Below are 19,609 nucleotides of genomic sequence, written 5' to 3' on the forward strand. Positions count from 1 at the left end.
ACAGGGACGGGAGGTGACAGGACACGTGAGTGACGGCACGGCCACGGCGACAGCGCGCGCGGGCACCGGGAACACCGGGAACACGGTCCCGGCCCGCCTCGCCTGCGTGTTCCTGCCCGCGCCCCTCCCGCGCGAGGCCCGCGTCGCCTTCTGGGACCCCGACGGCGAGCCCCTCCTGGACGCCACCGACGAGCTGACCGTCGTACGGCCGCACGGCACGGGTGTACGGCGCCGTCAGGTGCCCGCGCTCACCCTGCCCCTCGCCGACGCCCTGCCCCTGCTGGTCCGCGCCCGGCACGATCCGGCCGCCCATCCCGCCACGGCCTGCTGGGGAGCCGCCGCGCTGCACGCCCTGCGGCTGACCGCGCGGGGCCGCCTGCTGCCCGGCCTCACCCCGAGCGGGCACGACGCCTGGCGCGCCGGACCGCTGGAGCCCGACGACATCGCGCACCTGCGCGCGGTGGCCGCCGCGCTGCCGCCCGAGGGCCACGCCGTCCCGCTGCCCGGTCCCGGACCGCTGACTCTGCCCGAGCCCGAGGCCCTGGTCCGCGCCTTCCTGGACGCCGTCGCGGACACCCTGCCCCGCACCCCCGCCGCCCGGCATACCAGCGGACGCCCCTTCGCCGCCCGCCAACCCCAGCCGCTGCCCGGCGCCCAGGACTGGGCGGCCGAGGTCGCCGCGGGCATGGACGCGGGCGTACGGATCTCGCTGCGCCTGGACCTGTCCGGGTACAGCGTCTTCGACACCGGCGACGACCAGCGGGCGCGGGCGGCCGGCGCCGCCGTCGTCCAGGTCCACAGCCTGGCCGACCCCACGCTCGTCGCCGACGCGGCGGCCGTGTGGGCCGGGGACGCGGACGCCCTCGGGCCCCGCGCGCACGTGGACGCCGCCCTCGCCGTCCGGCGCGCCGCGCGCGTGTGGGGGCCGCTGGACCGGCTCGCCGAGCAGGACGTGCCCGACGTACTCGCCCTGTCCGAGGAGGAGGTCACCGACCTGCTCGGCGTGGCCGCGAGCCGGCTCGCCGCCGCCGGGGTGGCCGTGCACTGGCCCCGCGACCTCGCGAGCGACCTCGCCGCCACCGCCGAGGTCCGCACCGCGCCCGGCTCCGCGACCGACGGCACCGGGTTCTTCGAGAGCGAGGAACTGCTCGCCTTCCGCTGGCAGCTGGCGCTCGGCGGCGACCCGCTCACCGAGGCCGAGATGGACGCCCTCGCCGAGGCCCACCGCCCGGTCGTCCGGCTGCGCGACCGCTGGGTCCTGGTCGACCCGGTCCTGGTCCGCAAGGCCCGCAAGCGCGAACTCGGCCTGCTCGACCCCGTCGACGCGCTCGCCGTCGCCCTCACCGGCACCGCCGAGGTCGACGGAGAGACCGTGGAGGCCGTCCCGACCGGCGCCCTCGCGGCGCTGCGCGACCGGCTCACCGCGGGGCTCGCCCCGGCCGAGCCGCCCGCCGGGCTCGACGCGACCCTGCGCGACTACCAGCTGCGCGGCCTCGCCTGGCTCGACCTGATGACCTCCCTCGGCCTCGGCGGCTGCCTCGCCGACGACATGGGTCTCGGCAAGACGATCACCCTCATCGCCCTGCACCTCAAGCGCGCCCGCACCGAGCCGACCCTCGTGGTCTGCCCCGCCTCCCTGCTGGGCAACTGGCAGCGAGAGATCAACCGCTTCGCGCCCGGCGTCCCGGTCCGCCGCTTCCACGGCGCCGACCGCACCCTCGACGGCCTCACCGGCGGCTTCGTCCTCACCACCTACGGCACCATGCGCTCCGCCGCCGCCCAGCTCGCCGAGCACCCCTGGGGCATGGTCGTGGCGGACGAGGCCCAGCATGTGAAGAACCCCTACTCCGCCACCGCGAAGGCGCTGCGCACGATCCGGACCCCCGCGCGCGTGGCGCTCACCGGCACCCCGGTGGAGAACAACCTCTCCGAGCTGTGGGCCTTGCTCGACTGGACCACGCCCGGCCTGCTCGGCCCCCTGAAGTCCTTCCGCGCCCGGCACGCGCGTGCCGTGGAGAACGGTGAGGACGCCGAGGCGGTGGAGCGGCTGGCGCGGCTCGTGCGGCCGTTCATGCTGCGCCGCAAGAAGTCCGACCCCGGCATCGTCCCCGAACTCCCGCCCAAGACCGAGACCGACCACCCGGTCCCGCTCAGCCGCGAACAGGCCGCGCTGTACGAGGCCGTGGTGCGCGAGTCGATGCTCGCCATCGAGGACGCGGACGGCATCGCCCGCCGGGGCCTGGTCCTCAAGCTGCTCGGCGCCCTCAAGCAGATCTGCGACCACCCGGCGCTCTACCTCAAGGAGGAGCCCGCCCACCCCGACCGGCTCTCCGCCCGCTCCGGCAAACTCGCCCTGCTGGACGAGCTGCTGGACACCGTGCTCGCCGAGGACGGCTCGGTCCTGGTCTTCACCCAGTACGTCGGCATGGCCCGGCTCATCACCGCCCACCTGGCCGACCGCGCGATCCCGGTCGACCTGCTGCACGGTGGCACTCCGGTGCCCGAGCGGGAGCGGATGGTGGACCGGTTCCAGTCCGGCGAGATCCCGGTCCTGGTGCTCTCCCTCAAGGCGGCGGGCACCGGGCTGAACCTCACCCGCGCGGGGCACGTCGTGCACTTCGACCGCTGGTGGAACCCGGCCGTCGAGGAACAGGCCACCGACCGCGCCTACCGCATCGGACAGACCCAGCCCGTCCAGGTCCACCGCCTGGTCACCGAGGGCACGGTGGAGGACCGTATCGCCGAGATGCTCACCGCCAAGCGCGCGCTGGCCGACGCGATCCTCGGCTCCGGCGAGGCGGCCCTGACCGAGCTGACCGACCGCGAACTGACCGACCTCGTGTCCCTGCGGAGGCCGGAATGAGTGCCGAGGAGCGGACCCCGGCGGAGGAGGCCCGCGAGGCGCTGCGCGCGGCTCGGGCGGGGGGCTCCGGTGCGGCTGAGCCCGACGCGGCCCGGGACGCCGCCGAGGCGGAAGCGGTCGAGAGGGGTGCCGCGTCGGCGGCGGCGCGGGAGGAGGAGCAGCGGCCCGGTGACGCCGCTCGGGCCGCGCTGGGGGGCCGGCTGAGCGAGGAAGCCGAGGTGCCGGAGGCCGGGGGCCGGCCCGGCCCGACGGCTGCCGAGCCCGGCGCCCGGCCCGGTGAGGTGGCCCGGGCCGCGCTGCGGGCCGCTGTGGCGGCTCGGCGTGACGGGGAGGCGGCCTCGGCCCCGGAGGAGGACGACCCCGACGAGCCGGCCGCGCTCGCAGCCCCCCGGCCCACCCCGGCTGGCTCCCGCCCCGGAGACGCGGCCCGGGAGGCACTCCGCGCCGCCCGCCGGGAGGCCGGCCGAGGCGACCGGCGCCCCCGGAAGACCGCCCCGCGCCCCGCACCCGCCGCATCCGCCGAGGGCCGCTCCCCCCACGCCCAAGTCGCCCGCGACATGCGGAACTTCCTCAGCACCGCCTTCCGCATGCCCGACCTGGCCGACGACCCCGAGGCCGAAGCCGCGCCGCGCACCGACGCTCCGGAAGCCCCCGCCGAGCACACCCCCACCCCGCCCGCGCCCTCCCGTACCCCCGACCACCCCGCCCCGCCGCACCACCCCTCCTCCATGGCCACCCCCCACCGCGACAGCGAACTCCGCCGCACCTTCCCCCTGTTCGCCCCGCGCCCCGAGCCGCAGGACTTCGCCACCACCTGGTGGGGGCAGGCGTGGGTCGACGCCCTGGAGAACACCGCGCTGGACGCCAACCGGCTGGCCCGGGGGCGCGGTTACGCGGACGCGGGTCATGTCGACGCGATCACGTTGACACCGGGACTGGTGCTGGCGTACGTGCGGGGGAGCCGACCGCGCCCGTACCGGGTGCAGCTGCGGCTGCGGACGCTCGTCGAGGACGACTGGGAGCGGCTCCTGGAGGCGGCGGTGGACAGCCCGGCCGACATCGCCGCCCTGCTCGACAAGGAGCTGCCGCACACCCTGGCCGACCGGGGCGTACCCCTGCTGCCCGGCCCCGGTGACCTGATCCCGCAGTGCAGTTGCCCCGACTCCGGCCGCCCCTGCAAGCACGCGGCCGCGCTCTGCTACCAGACGGCCAGGCTGCTGGACGCCGACCCGTTCGTGCTGCTCCTGCTGCGGGGCCGGGGCGAGCGGGAGCTGCTGGACGCGCTGTCCCGGCGCAGCGCGGCGAGCGCGGCCCGCGCCGCACGCGAGCGGGGCCCGGCCGCGCTGCCCGGTGTACGCGCGTCGGAGACGCTCACCGGGCGCCCGCTGCCCCCGCTCCCGGCCCCGCTGCCCGCGCCCGCGCACCCCGAGGCGCCTCCGGCGTACCCGGCGGCGCCGGGCGGACCCGACCCGTTCGCGCTGGACCAGCTGGCCACCGACGCCGCCGCCCGCGCGCACGCGCTGCTCACCACCGGGCGTGACCCGGTGGGCGGGCTGACACTGTGGCAGGACGCGGTGCGCCTCGCCGCCGCCCGTCCCGGCTCCGGCCTGACCGCCGCCACCCGCAGCCTGTACGCCACCCTGGCCACCGCCGTGGACCGCACCCCCGCCGAGCTGGCCCGCGCGGTCGCCGCCTGGCGGCAGGGCGGCCTCGCGGGGCTGACCGTGCTGGAGGAGCCCTGGGACCCGCCCGCGGGCCGCTTCGACCGGGCCCGCCCGCTGCTGCTCGCCGCCGACCTGCCCGCCTTCCGCCCCTGGCGCAACCACCTCACCCACCCGGCGGGCCACGCCCAACTCCGCCTGGGCCGGGACGGCTTGTGGTACGCGTACGAGTCGGAGCCCGGCCACGACGACTGGTGGCCACGCGGCGCACCCGACCTCGACCCCGTCTCCGCCCTCACCACCCTGGACATACCGGACTCGCTCTGAGCGCCTTGTGGCGGCCGTGAAGACCGTGTGAGAGTTCCCCGGGCTTTCCGGGGAGCCCCGCGCCACGCACCGGGACCCCCGGCCCGGCGAGGGCGTCCGGGCGGTTAGCGTGGTGCGGTGAGTGAGAAGAAGACCCCCACCCTTCAGTACCGGTTCGACGGCCCGGAAGACGCCCCCGTGCTCATCCTGGGGCCCTCACTGGGCACCACCTGGCACATGTTCGACCGCCAGGTGCCGGAACTGGTCAAGCAGTGGCGGGTCCTGCGTTTCGATCTGCCGGGCCACGGCGGCGCCCCCGCCCACCCCGCCGGATCGGTCGCGGAGCTGGCCACGCGTCTGCTGGCCACCCTGGACAGCCTCGGCGTGCAGCGTTTCGGCTACGCGGGCTGCGCGCTCGGCGGCGCCGTCGGCATCGAGCTGGCCCTGCGCCACCCCGAGCGGCTCGCCTCGCTCGCGCTGGTCGCCGCCTCGCCCCGGTTCGGCACGCCGGACGAGTTCCGTCAGCGTGGCGTGATCGTACGGACGAACGGGCTCGACCCGATCGCGCGAAGCGCGCCCGACCGCTGGTTCACCGGGGGCTTCGCCGCCGCGCAGCCCGCGATCACCGAGTGGGCGGTGCAGATGGTCCGCACCACCGACCCGGGCTGCTACATCGCCGCCTGCGAGGCGCTCGCCGCCTTCGACGTGCGCCCGGAGCTGGGCCGTATCGGGGTGCCCACGCTGGTGCTGGTCGGCTCCGAAGACCAGGTCACCGGCCCGGCCGAGGCCCGGACGCTGGTCGCCGGCATCCGGGACGCCCGGCTCGCGGTAGTGCCCGGCGCCTCCCATCTGGTGCCGGTCGAGCAGCCCGCCGCCGTCACCGATCTGCTGGTCCGGCACTTCTCCACCGCCTGGCAACAGCCCTTCGACACCGGCCAGACCGCCCTCCCGGCCGCCGCCGCGCCGGTCACGGCCCCGGCCCCGGCCGCCCCCGCGCCGGTCGCCATGCCCACCCCCGCCCCGGCCCCCGTGCCCGCGCCCGCCGCGCCCCCGCGCACCGCGCCGGTCGCCGAGATCGCGGCCACCGCCGAGCCCCCACAGCCGGTCGCGCCGCCGGACCGCTACGAGACCGGGCTCAAGATCCGCCGCGAGGTGCTGGGCGACGCCCATGTCGAGGGCGTGCTCGCGCGGGCCGACGAGTTCTCCGGCGACTTCGAGGAGCTGGTCACCCGCTACGCCTGGGGCGAGGTCTGGGACCGCCCGGCCCTGGACCGCAGGTCCCGCAGCTGCGTCACCCTGACCGCGCTGGTCGCGGGCGGGCACCTGGAGGACCTGGCCGTCCACACCCGCGCCGCGCTCCGCAACGGCCTCACCCCGCAGGAGATCAAGGAGGTGCTGCTCCAGGCCGCCGTCTACTGCGGTGTCCCGGCGGCGAACAGCGCCTTCCGCGTGGCCCAGCGGGTCATCCGCGAGGAGACCACGCCCGCCGAGTGAGGCCGCGTCGTGCCACGGGCGGGACGATGGAGACGAAAGCGGACCGACGACCAGGACGGGAAGTCATGAAGTTCACCAAGAAGTCCCACTCCTGCGTCCGCCTGGAGAAGGACGGCCGGACGCTCGTCATCGACCCCGGCGGCTTCAGCGAGCCGGACGCGGCCCTCGGCGCGGACGCCGTCCTCGTCACCCACGAGCACCCGGACCACTTCGACGAGGGGCGGCTGCGCACCGCGCTGGAGGCGAACCCGGAGGCGGAGATCTGGACCCTGAAGTCGGTCGCGGACCAGCTCGCCGCCGCCTTCCCCGGCCGGGTGCACACCGTCGGCCACGGCGACACCTTCACCGCCGCCGGCTTCGACGTGCAGGTCCACGGCGAACTGCACGCCGTGATCCACCCGGACATCCCGCGCATCACCAACGTCGGCTACCTGATCGACGGCGGCAAGGTCTTCCACCCCGGCGACGCCCTCACCGTCCCCGACCGGCCCGTGGAGACCCTGATGCTCCCGGTGATGGCACCGTGGAACAAGATCTCCGAGGTGATCGAGTACGTCCGCGAGGTCGAGCCCCGCCGGGCCTACGACATCCACGACGCCCTCCTCACCGACCTCGCCCGCCCGATCTACGACCGCCAGATCGGTGACCTCGCCGACGCCGAGCACCTGCGCCTGGCACCGGGGGCCTCCGCCGAGCTGTGAAGCCTGAGCTGCGAGGCCGAGCTGTGAGCCCGGTTGTCGGACCCGGCGGGTAGGTTGTGGAACATGCGCATCGCCACCTGGAACGTGAACTCGATCACCGCCCGTCTCCCCAGGCTGCTGGCCTGGCTGGAGAGCAGCGGCACCGACGTGCTCTGCCTCCAGGAGGCCAAGGTCGCCGAGGCGCAGTTCCCCGTCGAGGCCCTGCGCGAGCTGGGCTACGAGTCGGCGGTCCACGCCACCGGCCGGTGGAACGGCGTGGCGGTGCTCTCCCGCGTCGGCCTGGAGGACGTGGTCAAGGGCCTGCCCGGCGACCCCGGCTACGAGGGCGCCGAGGAGCCCCGCGCCGTCTCGGCCACCTGCGGCCCGGTCCGCGTCTGGTCGGTGTACGTGCCCAACGGCCGCGAGGTCGACCACCCGCACTACGCGTACAAGCTCCAGTGGCTGGACGCCCTGAAGACGGCCGTCGCCGGGGACGCGGCGGGCGGCCGTCCCTTCGCCGTCCTCGGTGACTACAACATCGCCCCGGCCGACGACGACGTGTACGACCGCGCCGCCTTCGAGGGCGCCACCCATGTCACCCCCGCCGAGCGCGCCGCCCTGGCCGCGCTGCGCGAGACCGGCCTGAGCGACGTGGTGCCCCGCCCGCTGAAGTACGACCACCCCTACACGTACTGGGACTACCGCCAGCTCTGCTTCCCCAAGAACCGCGGCATGCGCATCGACCTGGTGTACGGCAACGGCCCGTTCTCCGGCGCGGTCAAGGACGCCTACGTCGACCGCGAGGAGCGCAAGGGCAAGGGCGCGTCGGATCACGCGCCGGTGGTGGTCGACCTCGACGTCTGATGCCACGCTGGGGTCCATGAAGATCCCGTTCCTGGGCCCCCGGCACGGCAAGAGCGGTGACGCGGCGCTCCCGGCCGACCCCGAGGCCATCGCCGCGCTGCTCTCCGAGTGCGCACTGCTGCGTTCCCAGGCGGACCGGGCGGGCGTCCGCCTGGACGACACCCCGGCCTCCCTGGAGGCCCTGGACCAGATGGTCCCGCTCTGGCGCGACGACCCCGAGACGCTGCCCTGGCTGGGCAACGACGCCGGGCTCTACCTCGGCACCGTGGTCGTGCGCACCGTGCCCGGCGCCGTCTGGCGCATCAGACGGGACGGAGAGCCCGTTCTGCGGCTCGCCTCGGGCCGGGAGGTCGAGGTCATGGGGCCCGGCCGGCAGTGGGTCGGCAGCGGCGTCCCCGAACTGTCCCAGCTCTACGCGGAGATCGCCGAACCCTGAGCCCGGTATGTCCAGCTCCCATGCAACTGGGGCGTAAATACGGCTAATGCTCCGGGGTGCGTGTCGTCCGCCCGGTCCGGCGCGGTCTGGATAGTTTCGGCCACTACGACTCGGCGAGAGTGAGTAGGGCTGCGGATGGCCGTCGATCCGTTGATCGAACTGCGTGACGTCAACAAACACTTCGGGGAGCTGCATGTCCTCCAGGACATCGACCTGACCGTCGGCAAGGGGGAGGTGGTCGTGGTCATCGGCCCCTCCGGGTCGGGGAAGTCGACGCTGTGCCGGGCCATCAACCGGCTGGAGACCATCGAGTCCGGCACCATCACGCTCGACGGGCAGCCGCTCCCCGAGGAGGGGCGGGCGCTGGCCCGGCTGCGGGCCGAAGTGGGCATGGTCTTCCAGTCGTTCAACCTCTTCGCGCACAAGACGGTGCTGGAGAACGTCTCCCTCGCGCAGACCAAGGTGCGCGGCCGCAAGAAGGCCGACGCCGACCGCCGCTCCCGTGAACTCCTCGACCGGGTCGGCCTGTCGGCCCACGCCGACAAGTACCCCGCGCAGCTCTCCGGCGGCCAGCAGCAGCGGGTGGCCATCGCCCGCGCCCTCGCCATGGACCCCAAGGCGCTGCTCTTCGACGAGCCCACCTCCGCGCTCGACCCCGAGATGATCAACGAGGTGCTGGAGGTCATGCAGCAGCTCGCCCGCGAGGGCATGACCATGATCGTCGTCACCCATGAGATGGGCTTCGCCCGGTCCGCCGCCAACCGCGTCGTCTTCATGGCCGACGGCCGGATCGTGGAGGACCGCAGCCCCGAGGAGTTCTTCACCGCCCCGCGCAGCGAGCGCGCCAAGGACTTCCTCTCCAAGATCCTCAAGCACTGACCGGGGGAGTGCGACCCATGTCCCGCCACACCCGCGCGCCCCGCGCCATCGCCCTGCTCGCCACCCTGCTGGCCTCGCTCGCCCCGCTGGCCGCGTGCGGCAAGGACGGCAGCCCGCCCGTCAAGGGCCCCGCCCCCGAGCAGCTCCCGCACTACGCGGTGGACCGGAACTTCAGCCTGCCCGGCTCCCCGACCTGGAACCGGGCCAAGAAGCGCGGCCACTTCGTCGTCGGCGCCAAGGAGGACCAGCCCTACCTCGGCGAGAAGGACCCGGCGACCGGCCGGTACTCCGGCTTCGACATCGAGATCGCCAAGATGCTCTCCGCCTCCCTCGGCTTCCCCGGCGACAGCGTCCGCTTCCGCACCATCGCCTCCGCCAACCGCGAGACGGCCCTGCAGAACGGCCAGATCGACTACTACGTCGGCACCTACACCATCAACGCCAACCGCAAGAAGCTGGTCGGCTTCGCGGGCCCCTACTACATGGCCGGCCAGTCCCTGCTGGTGCGCAAGGACACCGACGACATCCACGGGCCCGAGGACCTCGCCGGCAAACGCGTCTGCTCGGCGGCCGGTTCGACCCCGTACCAGCGCATCAAGGACGACTACCCGAAGGCCGTCCTGGTCGCCTACGACACCTACTCGGTGTGTGTCGACAACCTGCTCACCTACCAGGTCGACGCGGTCACCACCGACGACGCCATCCTGATCGGCTACGCGGCCAAGGCGCCCGACGAACTCAAGGTCGTCGGCAAGCCGTTCTCCAAGGAGCCGTACGGCATCGGTGTTCCGCTGGGCGACAACGCCCTGCGCTTCGCCCTGGACACCGCCCTCGCCGCCCGTGAGAAGAACGGCGACTGGAAGAGGGCGTACGACGCCACGCTCGGCCTGTCCGGCGTGCCCGCGCCGAAGCCGCCGCCCATCGACCGCTACCCGGCGAGCTGACCGAGGACGCCATGAACGTACTGACAGACAACCTCTCCCTGTACTGGGAGGGATTCCTCGGCACGGTCGAACTGACCGTCTACGCCTCGCTGCTGGCCCTCGCGCTCGGCTTTCTGATGGCGTCCTTCCGGGTCGCGCCGGTCGCCTCGCTCCGGGTCTTCGGCACGGTGTGGGTGACCGTACTGCGCAACACCCCGCTCACCCTGCTGTTCTTCGCGGTGCTGCTCGGACTGCCCCGGTTCGGACTCGTACTGCCCTTCCAGGCGTTCGCGGTCCTCGCGCTCGGCTGCTACACCTCCGCGTTCATCTGCGAGGCGCTGCGCTCCGGCATCAACACCGTGCCGAAGGGCCAGGGGGAGGCCGCCCGCAGCCTCGGCATGACCTTCTCGCAGACGCTCGGCGTGATCGTGCTCCCGCAGGCGTTCCGCTCGGTGATCCCGCCCGTCGGCTCCACCCTGATCGCGCTGGCCAAGAACTCCGCCATCGCCGGCGCCTTCAGCGTCACCGAACTGCTGGGCACCTACAAGACGTTGAGCGAGCTGGGCTACAACATCATCTGGACCTTCGTCTGGATCGCGGTCGGCTACCTGATCATCACGCTCGCCATCAGCGCCCTGTTCAACCTGCTGGAACGCAAGTGGGGAGTGGCCCGATGACGACCGAGACCACCGCGCTCTACGACGTCCCCGGACCCACCACCCGGCGGCGGCACGCGCTGTACGCGGTGCTGTCCACCGCCGTGCTGCTGGGCCTGGTCGCCTGGGTGCTCTATCTGCTGTTCTCCACCGGCCAGTTCACCGCCACCAAGTGGATGCCCTTCGAGTACAAGGGCATCCAGGAACTGCTGCTGCGTGGCCTCGGCAACACCCTCAAGGCGTTCGCCCTGGCCGCCGTGCTCTCCCTCGCCCTCGGCATCGTGCTCGCCGCCGGACGGCTCTCCGACCACGCGCCGGTGCGCTGGCTGGCCACGGTCGTGGTGGAGTTCTTCCGCGCGATGCCCGTACTGGTGATGATCTTCTTCATCTTCGTGGCGCTCAAGGTGCAGCCGCTGCCCGCGCTCGTCGCCGGGCTCGCCCTCTACAACGGCTCGGTGCTCGCCGAGGTCTTCCGTTCCGGTGTCAACGCGGTCGAACGGGGGCAGGGTGAGGCCGCGTTCGCTCTCGGCATGAGAAAAACCCAGGTCATGTCCTACGTGCTCGTACCGCAGGCGGTACGCGCCATGTTGCCTGCGATCATCAGCCAGTTGGTGGTCGCGCTGAAGGACACCTCGCTGGGCTTCCTCATCACCTACGAGGAGTTCCTCCACGCCGGGAAGCTCATCGCCTCGAACCTCGACTACGATTTGCCGTTCATCCCCGTAGTGATGGTGATCTCGCCGATCTACATCGGGATGTGCATGCTGCTCTCGTGGTTCGCCGTCTGGGTGTCCCGCCGGGAGCAGCGCAGTCCCAAGACCGAGGCCGTGGCTGTCGCCGCGCCCGGCCCTGGGGCGCCGCTGCCGGGTGGGGAGCCACCCACGGCTCCGAAGCCGTGACGAAGGCGGCGGTTCACACGGGCCATGCTCGTCCGGCGGCGGCCGGAGATCACTGCTCGCGCAGGGGGACCGACACGTACGACGGGTCGTTCTCGGGCGAGGAGAAGGTCAGCCGCGCGCCGGACGGGTTGTGCTCGATGTAGAGCGGATCGACCGTGTCGGCCACCAGGGCCAGCCGGTGCCCGGCCGGGACGTCGTAGGCCGTGGAGAACAGGTCCAGGTCCACCCCGAACGGCTGCCCCGGCGTACGGCCGTGCCAGGTCAGGGGCGCGTGGGTGACCAGCTTGCCGATGCCGAGCGGGCCCACGTCGTACAGGTAGGCCACGAAGGTGCCGCTCTCGGCGGTCGGGGTGAGCGTGGTGTGCAGCCTGGCGGTGCCGCGCACCCGCTGGGGCGCCGCGTACCGCTCCGACTGCCAGACGGCCGCCCAGCGGCGCGGGAGCAGCGGGATGGAGGCCAGTGGGGGCAGCTTGGTGACCTGGTCCAGGAGGCCGGAGAGCAGGACGGTCCCGCCGTCCGCGCCGGAGTCGACGTCGGCGTGGATGGTGGTGCTGCCCGCCAGCGCGATCTTGCGGTCGGTGGCGGCGACCGACTTCCAGTCCGGGTAGCCCTCGTAGCCGGCCCCGGTGCGTGACTCCAGCTGGACGGGCTGCTCGCGGTCGACGCCGTTGTCCACGCCCCTCAGGTAGTGGTCGAACCAGCGGCCGGTGTCCTTCCACACGTCGTTGGGCAGCCCGAACAGGCCGGTCAGCTCGGGGGTCGCGTGGTCGCCGGGGCGCAGCTGGAGGCGCTTGGGGCCGGCCAGCTTCTCGTAGAAGCTCGCGTACTGGTTGGCCGGGAAGATGGAGTCGCTCCAGGCGTTGGCGAGCATCACGGCGGGCTTGCTCGCGTTGAGCCGGTCCAGGTACGTCGCGGCGGAGCGGCGCTCGCCCCAGTCGATGAGGTTCTGCTCCTGGGAGAGGTCGGAGGCGTAGAAGCGGTCGAAGATCTGCCGCAGCTCGGGGCCGCGCCGCCCGGTGATCGCGCCCGCGCCGTCCAGCAGGGCGGCGGCCTGGACGTGCTGGGTGCGCCCGGAGTAGATCGAGCCGATCAGGTCGGCCCAGCCGCTGAGCGCCGCCACGGCCCTGATCCGCTTGTCGTGGGCGGCGGCGAGCAGGCTGATGCCGGCGCCGTAGGAGACGCCCGCCATGCCGATGCGGTCGGAATCGGCGGGGGTGTTGGCCAGCGCCCAGTCGATCACCTTGGAGGCGTCGGCCAGGTCGGGCGCCCCGGCCACCTCGATCTCGCCGCCGGACTGCCAGAAGCCGCGCACGTTGTAGGAGAGCACCACATAGCCGGAGTCGGCGAGCTTCCGCGCCTGGGCGAGGTACTCGGCCTGCGGGAAGCCCCAGCTGGTGGGCAGCACCAGCAGCGGATGGCTGCCGGTGCCGGCCGGGGTGACGACGTTCGCCTTCAGTACGGTCCCCCCGTCACCGGGAATGTCGACGAACCGTACGGCGGGAGCCGCCTGGGCCACGGGCGCCAGCCCGACGACGGCGCCGGCCACCAGCGCCGCCGAGACGGTGCCTACGGCGCAGGTGCGCAGGGGGTTACGAGCGGGGGCCATGGTCACTCCTGACGCGTGCCAGTGCGGAAGTGACCCGACAGTAGGGGGTGGTTCTCACCTCAAGTAACCCGTCGGTAAGTTACGTACGGGTAACAATAGTTGAAGAGGGTTGCGTGCTACGAGGCAGGCGTCGCCGGGGCCGGTGTCTCCTCGGGCTCCGGGAACGGGGCCTGCGCGGACCGGGTGACATCGGCGACCACCTCGACCAGATCGGGGCCGTACGCCTGGGAGTTGACCACCTTCAGCAGCAGCACGAACGAGCCCGACCCGTGCTTGCGGGCCAACCGCTCGTGGTTGCGGGCCAGATAGCGGGTCGCCGCCTGGTTGGTGATCGCCCGCTGCCCGCAGAACAGGAACACCGGCCGCGTCTGCCGCCCCGCCGCGACCTTGGCCAGCAGCACGTACTCGGTGGTGCCGGGCTCCATCCGGTAGGTCTCCGTACCGATGCGGAACGCGCCCCGGTTCGGGCCCTTCTCCTTCTCGGTGTTCATCCGCACGCCCGGCAGCATCGCCGACATGTGCGCCAGCATCCGCCGGTTGGAGGCCGGGCCGCCCACGCAGAACTCGGTGCGCTCGCCGAAGCCCTGGTGGGAGACGTCCTGTGTCATCAACTGCATGTTCGCGCCGCAGTCCTTGATGAGCGCGGACAGCTCCAGCAGCGCGAACACGTCGAACCGGTGCACCGCCGGCTCGGTCGCCCCCGGGTCCCGGTTGACGACGAACAGCGTCTCGGAGTTGTCCGGCAGCCCGAAGAACACCTGCTTGCGCCGCAGCTTGCGCCGCCACAGATAGGTACGGGCCAGCCATCCGAGCGCGGCACTGATGCCGGCGGCTATGACGCCCAGGGCGATGTTGCGCACGTCGTCGTTCATGCCGCGGGATGCTAGCGGGTCCGGCGCCGGACGGGGCGGCCCCGCCCGGGTGGTGGTCCCGCCACCACCCTCCGCGCCCCGGCCGGGCGACCAGCCGTGGTGGTGGGAGCGGTCGTGGTGGTGCGGGCACTCCTCGCCGCCGGAGCCGGGTGACCGGCGTCCCTCGTGCGGGCCGTCCTCGGCGGGGAGAGTCGGGAGGCATGACGGACATGACCGAGCTGTACGCTTCCCTGTTCACCGGGTTCAGCGGCGCGACCCACCGGGTTCGGGCCCGCCAGTACGTGGACGGCCTGCTGGGGGTCGACGGGCGCAAGACCGTGGCGCACATCGCCGCGGCCGTGGGCGGCCCCGAGGACGAGCAGCGGCTGCGGAGGTTCGTGTCCGGCGGCGCCTGGCGCTGGGGTCCGGTACGGCGGGCGCTGGCCCAGGCCGTCACCTCACGGGCCGGCGAGGGTGCCGGAGCCTGGGTGGTGGGACCCGTGTCCATCCCCAAGACCGGCGACCGGAGCGTGGGGGTGACCCGGCACTGGTCTCGCGAGCGGGGACGGGTGCTGGTCGGCCAACTGGCCTTCGGCGCCTGGTTCACCACCGGCGGCTCCCTCGTACCGGTCAGCTGGCGGCTGGTGCGGGGCGGCGACGAGGCCGGACGCGCGGCCGCGGTCGCCGAACTGGTCACCGAGGTCACCGATTGGACCGGCGGACGGCGGCCCGTCGTCGTCGACCCGGGGGTGCTGCCCGTGGCCGACCCCGCCCGGCAGCCCTGGGCGCGCTGCCCCTTGACGGTCCGCGTCCGCCCCGAGGTGCGGCTGGCCGTGAAACGGCGGCCGGTCACCGGCAGCGCCGAAGTCGCCCCGGCGGCCCAGGTGTTCAGGTCGGCCGGCCTGCGCTCCGCGTCGGACGGGGGAGTGGCGACCGTGCCCGCCGCCCTGGCGACGGGCGGCCTGGGACCGTCGACCGCGGTGGGGGTGTGGCCGGCCGGGCACGCCGTCGGCCGGCCCGAGGAGGTCTGGCTCAGTGACCTGCCCGCCGAACGGCCCGCCGTGCTCGGCGCCCTGGTCCGGCTCCCGGAGCGGGTGGCCGGCGGCTGGCGCACACGCGGCGCGGCCGTGGGTCTCGCGGACTACGAGGGCCGGTCGCTGGCGGGCTGGCACCGGCACATGACGCTCGCCTCGTGCGCGTACGCCGTCCAGGAACTGGCGGGGGACCGGGCGCAGGCGCGGCGGCCCGCCGTGTGCGCCGCCTGAGCGGCGCCGGGACTCAGCGCTCGCCGGCCGGCTGCCGGGCTGCCGTGCGGACCACCGGGCCGAAGTCGTCCGGCGCGGGAACCTCGGGACCGGACCGCAGGGCCCGGCGGGTGCGGTGCAGCCGCAGCGCCAGCTGGAGGTCGAGCGCCCGGTCGGGGTCCGACCAGCCGGGGCCGAGAACCTCGGCGACGCGCTCCAGGCGCCGGTACACCGTGTTGGCGTGCACGTGCAGCGTCTCCGCCGCGACGCTCGGACTGCCGCCCGCCGCGAAGTACTCCTCCAGGGTCCGGGTCAGCTCCGTCAGCCGCAGCCGGTCGTACTCCAGGAGCGGGCCGATCGTCGCGGTGACGAACGAGGTCGCGTCCGGGGCGTCGGAGAGCAGCAGCCCGAGGAAGCCCAGGTCCCCGGCGGCCGCCGCGCTGCCCGCACGGTCCAGCGCGAGCAGCGCGTCCAGGCACCGTGTCGCCTCGCGGTGCGCGTCGCGCACGTCGCCGAGACCGGTGATGCGGCCGCTCGCGCCCACCGTGACCGGATGCCCCAGCGCGCCCGTCATCTCGTCCTTGACGCGCCGGGCGCACCAGCCGTCGTCGCCGTCGTCGAACTGTCCGGTGAGCGGCAGCAGCAGGGAGACACACCCGTCCCGGATGCTCCGCAGACCGCCCGTGCGGCGGGCGTACGCGGCGGCCCAGCCGGCCGCCCGGCCCAGACTGCCACCCTCCGGCCGGCCGACCAGCACCATCATCGGCCGCGGGGTGGCGAGCCCTAATCGGGCCGCGCGATGCGCGAGTTGCTCCACGGGACGCCCGGGCGTCGCCAGCAGGTCCTCGAACAGCTCGTCGCGGAAGGGGCTGGCGATGGCCTCCTCCCCGCGCTGCATCTGCAACAGCACCGCCAGCGGCTGCGCCACCAGCTGCCCCTTCCAGCGGGCGGCGTCGTCCAGCGGCCACCGCGCGTGCATCAGCAGTACCGCGAGTTCCTCGTCCCCGGCGGTCAGCGGGATGACCCACAGCTCCGGGTACGCGGAGCCGTCCGGCGCCGCCGACCGCACCGGCACCGGGCCGTCCTGCTCGCCCCGGTAGGACTCGCCCAGGGCGCGCCGTACCTGCTCCTCGGCCACCTCCGGCGGGTCCCCGGCGGCGCCGATCCGGCGCTGGTCGGCGTCGCGCACCTCCAGCGCGCAGTCGAGGGCCGACGCGGCGGCGGCGAGGACCTCCTGGAGCCCGGCGCCGCGCAGCGCCAGATCGGTGAGCCGGGTGTGCAGCCGCCCGAAGCGGCGGAACTCGCCCAGCTCGGCGAGGTAGGAGCCGCGCTGCTCCAGCGTGCGGGCCTTCTCGATGGCGACGGCCGCGAGGTCGCTGAGCGAGGTCATCAGGGAGACGTCGCTGATGCTGAAGTGACGGACGTTGCGGTCGGCGGCGTACAGCGTGCCGAAGGTCTCGCTGCCGTGGGTGAGCGGGGAGGCGATGATGCCGCGCAACCCCTCGGAGCGCACGATGTCGTCCAGCACGGGGGAGTGCCGCATCCGGTCGTCCGCCAGGTAGTCCGACGACCAGATCGGCACGCCGCCCACGTTGGACTCCCAGCCGAGCCCGGCGTCACCCGGCACCCGGTACCCGAGGGTGAGCGCGGAGGCGTGGCCGTCTGAGGTGCGCACATAGCCCGCGCCGCTGTCCCGGTCGCGGAAGCTGATGTAGGACATGTCGACGCCGAAGAGCATGCGGGTGCGCCGGACGATCATCTTCAGCAGAGTGTCCAGCTCGTGCGGGGCGGTGAGGTCGCGCGCGGTGTCGATCAGCGCCGCCAGCTCGGCCTCCCGCTGCTGACGCCGGGCGAACAACGAGTGCACGTGCAGGGCGAGTTCGCGTGCGCGGTCCAGCTCCGCCGCCGTGGCGGGGTCCGCGTCGGCCGCCGCGTGCCGTACGAGATCGCCCATCCGGTCCGGCGACGCCTCCGCCGCCAGGAGTTCGAGCAGGTCCAGTGCCACGCGCGAGGCGCTCCCCGCCGCTGCCTGACGCTCCATCGGTGTGCCTCTCCCCCGGGTTCCGGCGCCGGTCACGCACCCCGGCTCGGTCCCCCTGCGCCTGCCCGGAGGGTCCGGGAAAGCCACTGGATGTGGCGCAGGTCACACTTCGAGGGGTGGTGGTCCGGCCACCGGTGACGGGCCCGGAAGTGTCGTCGGACTCCCTTCCGGACGCGTCGCCCCGGCGGTGAGGGTGGAACGGTGGGGCACCACGAGGTCTCCGCACCACGCGCCGCGACACGAGCGCCCGCTCCCGGAAGGACGAGGATGTTCATGGGCAGCACCGCGCACGACGACACCGCCCGGTCACCCGCCACGCTCCTGACCGACGCCCGCCACGGCCGCGCGACGACGGACGTGCGGGAGATACGCAGCTACGAGAAGTCGCTGGAACGCAGCCGCGTCTCCCTCCACCGCCCGGACCGCCCGAGCGAGTTCACCCTGCTCGGCCGCCGCTGGGACCTGCTCGACCATGTCTTCGCGCCGCCCTACTCGCCGTCCACCCGCACCGCGGCCGGGCTCCTCGGCCTGGACTCCGCCGCGCCGTCGGGGACGGCCGCCCCGCTCGCCCCCGACGCGCCCGCCTTCCTCGAGGTCGGGTCGGGCGCCGGGGTCATCGCCGTACAGGCGGCGCTGGCCGGAAACCGCGTGTCCGCCGTCGACGTCAACGAGCACGCCGTGCGCAACACCGCGCTGAACGCGGCCCGGCACGGCGTCGCGGACCGTCTGGAAGCGGTGCACGGGGACCTCCTCGCCCCCTTCGCCGGACGCCTCTTCGACCGGATCTTCTGGAGCTCCAACTACGTCCTGGCGCCCGAGGAGTACGTCTTCCACACCGACCACGAGCGCGCCTACGTCGACCCCGGATACCGCGCCCACCGCCGCTACCTCACCGAGGCCGTGCACCACCTCGCCCCGGGCGGCCGGGCCCTGCTGCACTTCTGCGACCGGGGCCAGCTCGACCTGCTGACCCGCATCGCCGCGGAACAGGGCCGCGCCCTCACGACCCTGGCCGGACGGACGGTCCTGGAGGGCGAGTCCGCCGTACGGCACATGCTTCTGGAGATCACCGCCGCCGAATGACGCCAGGACCCGGCTAGCGCCGGGGCATCCGGTCCCGGACGGCCTCCAGGAAGGCGGCCCGTTCGCGGTCGTGGGCCTGCCGTGCGTGCCGGGTCAGGGTCTCCGCCAGGCAGCCGAGGTGGACGCCGTGCCGGCGCAGCGCGTTCAGGTCGCGCCGGACGTCCGGCGCGCGGGACGCGAGGCTGTCGCCGAGCGGCACCGGCCCGAGGGCGGTCCCGACGGCGGTCTCCGGGGAGACCACGTGGGCGGTGCGCCAGCCCACGATCTCCCGCACCTGCGCGGGGGTCGCGGTGTGCCAGGCCAGGCGGTGGGGCAGCGCCCCGGCCGAGCGCAGCGCGCGCCAGCGCTCACCGCCCAGCCGCCGGTCGAGATGGCCGTGCACGGCACGGGCGAGCGTGAGGCCGGCGAACCCCGGCACCGGACGCGCCCCCGCCACGCGGGCCAGCGCGTCGTCCACGGCCGCGTCGACCTCGCCCACCGCCACACACGGCACGCAGACCGAGCGGGCCGGGTCGCGGCCGTCGCGCACCGCGTCCTCCAGCCCGCTCAGATGGGCGTCCAGCACCTCCGCGAACCGCTCCTCGGAGCAGACCAGGGTCGCGGAGGTCCCCACGCCCTCGCGCGCGCAGACCCGGAGCACGTCCAGCCCGCTCCGGGTCGCCGCCACGTCGACGAGGAGGTTGCGCCGGTCCACGTCCGCCGCGAGCCCAAGGGCCTCCGACGCGGAGCCGTCCGCGCCGTCGGTGCGGACCCAGCCGTCCAGCCCGCCCGCCCTGGCGTGCACCGGTGCCAGCACCCGGCACGCCCACCGGGCGTCCGAGCGGAGCAGCTCCCGCCCGACCCGCTCCGGTGTGCAGCCGCCCCGCGCCAGGGCGTCCACCTGCGGCTGGTACGAGGTGCCGGTCCGGCGCAGCTCGTCCGTCATCGCGGCCAGCGACAGCACCGCGCCGCTGACCAGGCCGCCGCGCACCCACGCCCGCAGGGTGCCGTCGAGGAGGTGACGCCGGCTCACCCGGTCGAGCCAGAGCGCCACGCCCTCCGCGCTCAGCGCCCGCAGCGCCCCGCTGTCGTGCGGGGCACAGGGGAGGGCGGGGCCGGGATCGCGGGGCTTCGACGACATCGC

At 74.2% G+C, this 19,609-nt stretch carries 16 protein-coding genes; 12 read left to right on the forward strand and 4 right to left on the reverse strand.

The genetic code is table 11. The features are described from left to right. The first annotated feature begins 25 nt into the window (after positions 1-25). The 10 genes from D0Z67_RS23690 (at position 26) to D0Z67_RS23735 (ending at position 11,661) form a co-directional block, all read left to right on the forward strand. Positions 26-2,863: a DEAD/DEAH box helicase gene (locus D0Z67_RS23690; protein ID WP_031182545.1), complete on the forward strand. Its 2,838-nt coding sequence runs from the start codon at positions 26-28 to the stop codon at positions 2,861-2,863. Further along, a complete protein-coding gene (locus tag D0Z67_RS23695) occupies positions 2,860-4,851 on the forward strand; it encodes an SWIM zinc finger family protein (RefSeq protein ID WP_037775513.1) in 1,992 nt (663 codons plus the stop codon). The genes D0Z67_RS23690 and D0Z67_RS23695 overlap by 4 nt, the downstream gene beginning before the upstream one ends. Before the next feature lie 117 nt (positions 4,852-4,968). Further along, the gene (gene pcaDC / locus D0Z67_RS23700) at positions 4,969-6,324 is read left to right on the forward strand and encodes a bifunctional 3-oxoadipate enol-lactonase/4-carboxymuconolactone decarboxylase PcaDC (RefSeq protein ID WP_031182547.1); all 1,356 of its coding nucleotides are present in this window, start codon (positions 4,969-4,971) and stop codon (positions 6,322-6,324) included. 65 nt (positions 6,325-6,389) lie between these two features. Continuing rightward, entirely contained in the window at positions 6,390-7,025 is a 636-nt protein-coding gene (locus tag D0Z67_RS23705) for an MBL fold metallo-hydrolase (protein WP_031182548.1), read from the forward strand. Between the two features lie 63 nt (positions 7,026-7,088). After that, entirely contained in the window at positions 7,089-7,868 is a 780-nt protein-coding gene (locus tag D0Z67_RS23710; RefSeq protein WP_031182549.1) for an exodeoxyribonuclease III, read from the forward strand. A gap of 16 nt (positions 7,869-7,884) precedes the next feature. Further along, positions 7,885-8,304, forward strand: coding sequence for a DUF6278 family protein (locus D0Z67_RS23715; RefSeq protein ID WP_031182550.1), 420 nt, complete (start codon positions 7,885-7,887; stop codon positions 8,302-8,304). A 135-nt stretch (positions 8,305-8,439) separates the two neighbouring features. Continuing rightward, the gene (locus tag D0Z67_RS23720; RefSeq protein WP_031182551.1) at positions 8,440-9,183 is read left to right on the forward strand and encodes an amino acid ABC transporter ATP-binding protein; all 744 of its coding nucleotides are present in this window, start codon (positions 8,440-8,442) and stop codon (positions 9,181-9,183) included. Between the two features lie 17 nt (positions 9,184-9,200). Next, on the forward strand, positions 9,201-10,127 hold the full coding sequence (locus D0Z67_RS23725) for a glutamate ABC transporter substrate-binding protein (protein WP_031182552.1): 927 nt from the start codon (positions 9,201-9,203) through the stop codon (positions 10,125-10,127). A gap of 11 nt (positions 10,128-10,138) precedes the next feature. Beyond that, the gene (locus tag D0Z67_RS23730; protein ID WP_031182553.1) at positions 10,139-10,783 is read left to right on the forward strand and encodes an amino acid ABC transporter permease; all 645 of its coding nucleotides are present in this window, start codon (positions 10,139-10,141) and stop codon (positions 10,781-10,783) included. Continuing rightward, on the forward strand, positions 10,780-11,661 hold the full coding sequence (locus tag D0Z67_RS23735) for an amino acid ABC transporter permease (RefSeq protein WP_031182554.1): 882 nt from the start codon (positions 10,780-10,782) through the stop codon (positions 11,659-11,661). The genes D0Z67_RS23730 and D0Z67_RS23735 overlap by 4 nt, the downstream gene beginning before the upstream one ends. Before the next feature lie 49 nt (positions 11,662-11,710). Here the strand turns inward: D0Z67_RS23735 and D0Z67_RS23740 are convergent, their stop codons facing one another. Continuing rightward, positions 11,711-13,267, reverse strand: a complete 1,557-nt coding sequence (locus D0Z67_RS23740; RefSeq protein ID WP_031182555.1) for an alpha/beta fold hydrolase — start codon at positions 13,265-13,267, stop codon at positions 11,711-11,713. A gap of 116 nt (positions 13,268-13,383) precedes the next feature. After that, positions 13,384-14,139 (reverse strand): hypothetical protein, encoded by a 756-nt coding sequence (locus D0Z67_RS23745; protein WP_031182556.1) that lies wholly within the window; start codon positions 14,137-14,139, stop codon positions 13,384-13,386. A gap of 200 nt (positions 14,140-14,339) precedes the next feature. On the opposite strand from D0Z67_RS23745, the gene D0Z67_RS23750 reads away from it, so the two are divergent. Further along, a complete protein-coding gene (locus tag D0Z67_RS23750) occupies positions 14,340-15,383 on the forward strand; it encodes an IS701 family transposase (RefSeq protein WP_051887889.1) in 1,044 nt (347 codons plus the stop codon). 13 nt (positions 15,384-15,396) lie between these two features. Here the strand turns inward: D0Z67_RS23750 and D0Z67_RS23755 are convergent, their stop codons facing one another. After that, positions 15,397-17,403, reverse strand: coding sequence for a helix-turn-helix domain-containing protein (locus tag D0Z67_RS23755; protein WP_078873475.1), 2,007 nt, complete (start codon positions 17,401-17,403; stop codon positions 15,397-15,399). Between the two features lie 273 nt (positions 17,404-17,676). Between D0Z67_RS23755 and D0Z67_RS23760 the strand changes: the two genes are divergently transcribed. Next, on the forward strand, positions 17,677-18,486 hold the full coding sequence (locus D0Z67_RS23760; RefSeq protein ID WP_078873485.1) for a methyltransferase domain-containing protein: 810 nt from the start codon (positions 17,677-17,679) through the stop codon (positions 18,484-18,486). 13 nt (positions 18,487-18,499) lie between these two features. Here the strand turns inward: D0Z67_RS23760 and D0Z67_RS23765 are convergent, their stop codons facing one another. Beyond that, positions 18,500-19,606, reverse strand: a complete 1,107-nt coding sequence (locus tag D0Z67_RS23765; protein ID WP_031182560.1) for a transaldolase family protein — start codon at positions 19,604-19,606, stop codon at positions 18,500-18,502. Positions 19,607-19,609: the final 3 nt, after the last annotated feature.

The sequence above is a fragment of the Streptomyces seoulensis genome (genome assembly GCF_004328625.1).
GTDB classification, from domain to species: Bacteria; Actinomycetota; Actinomycetes; order Streptomycetales; family Streptomycetaceae; genus Streptomyces; species Streptomyces seoulensis.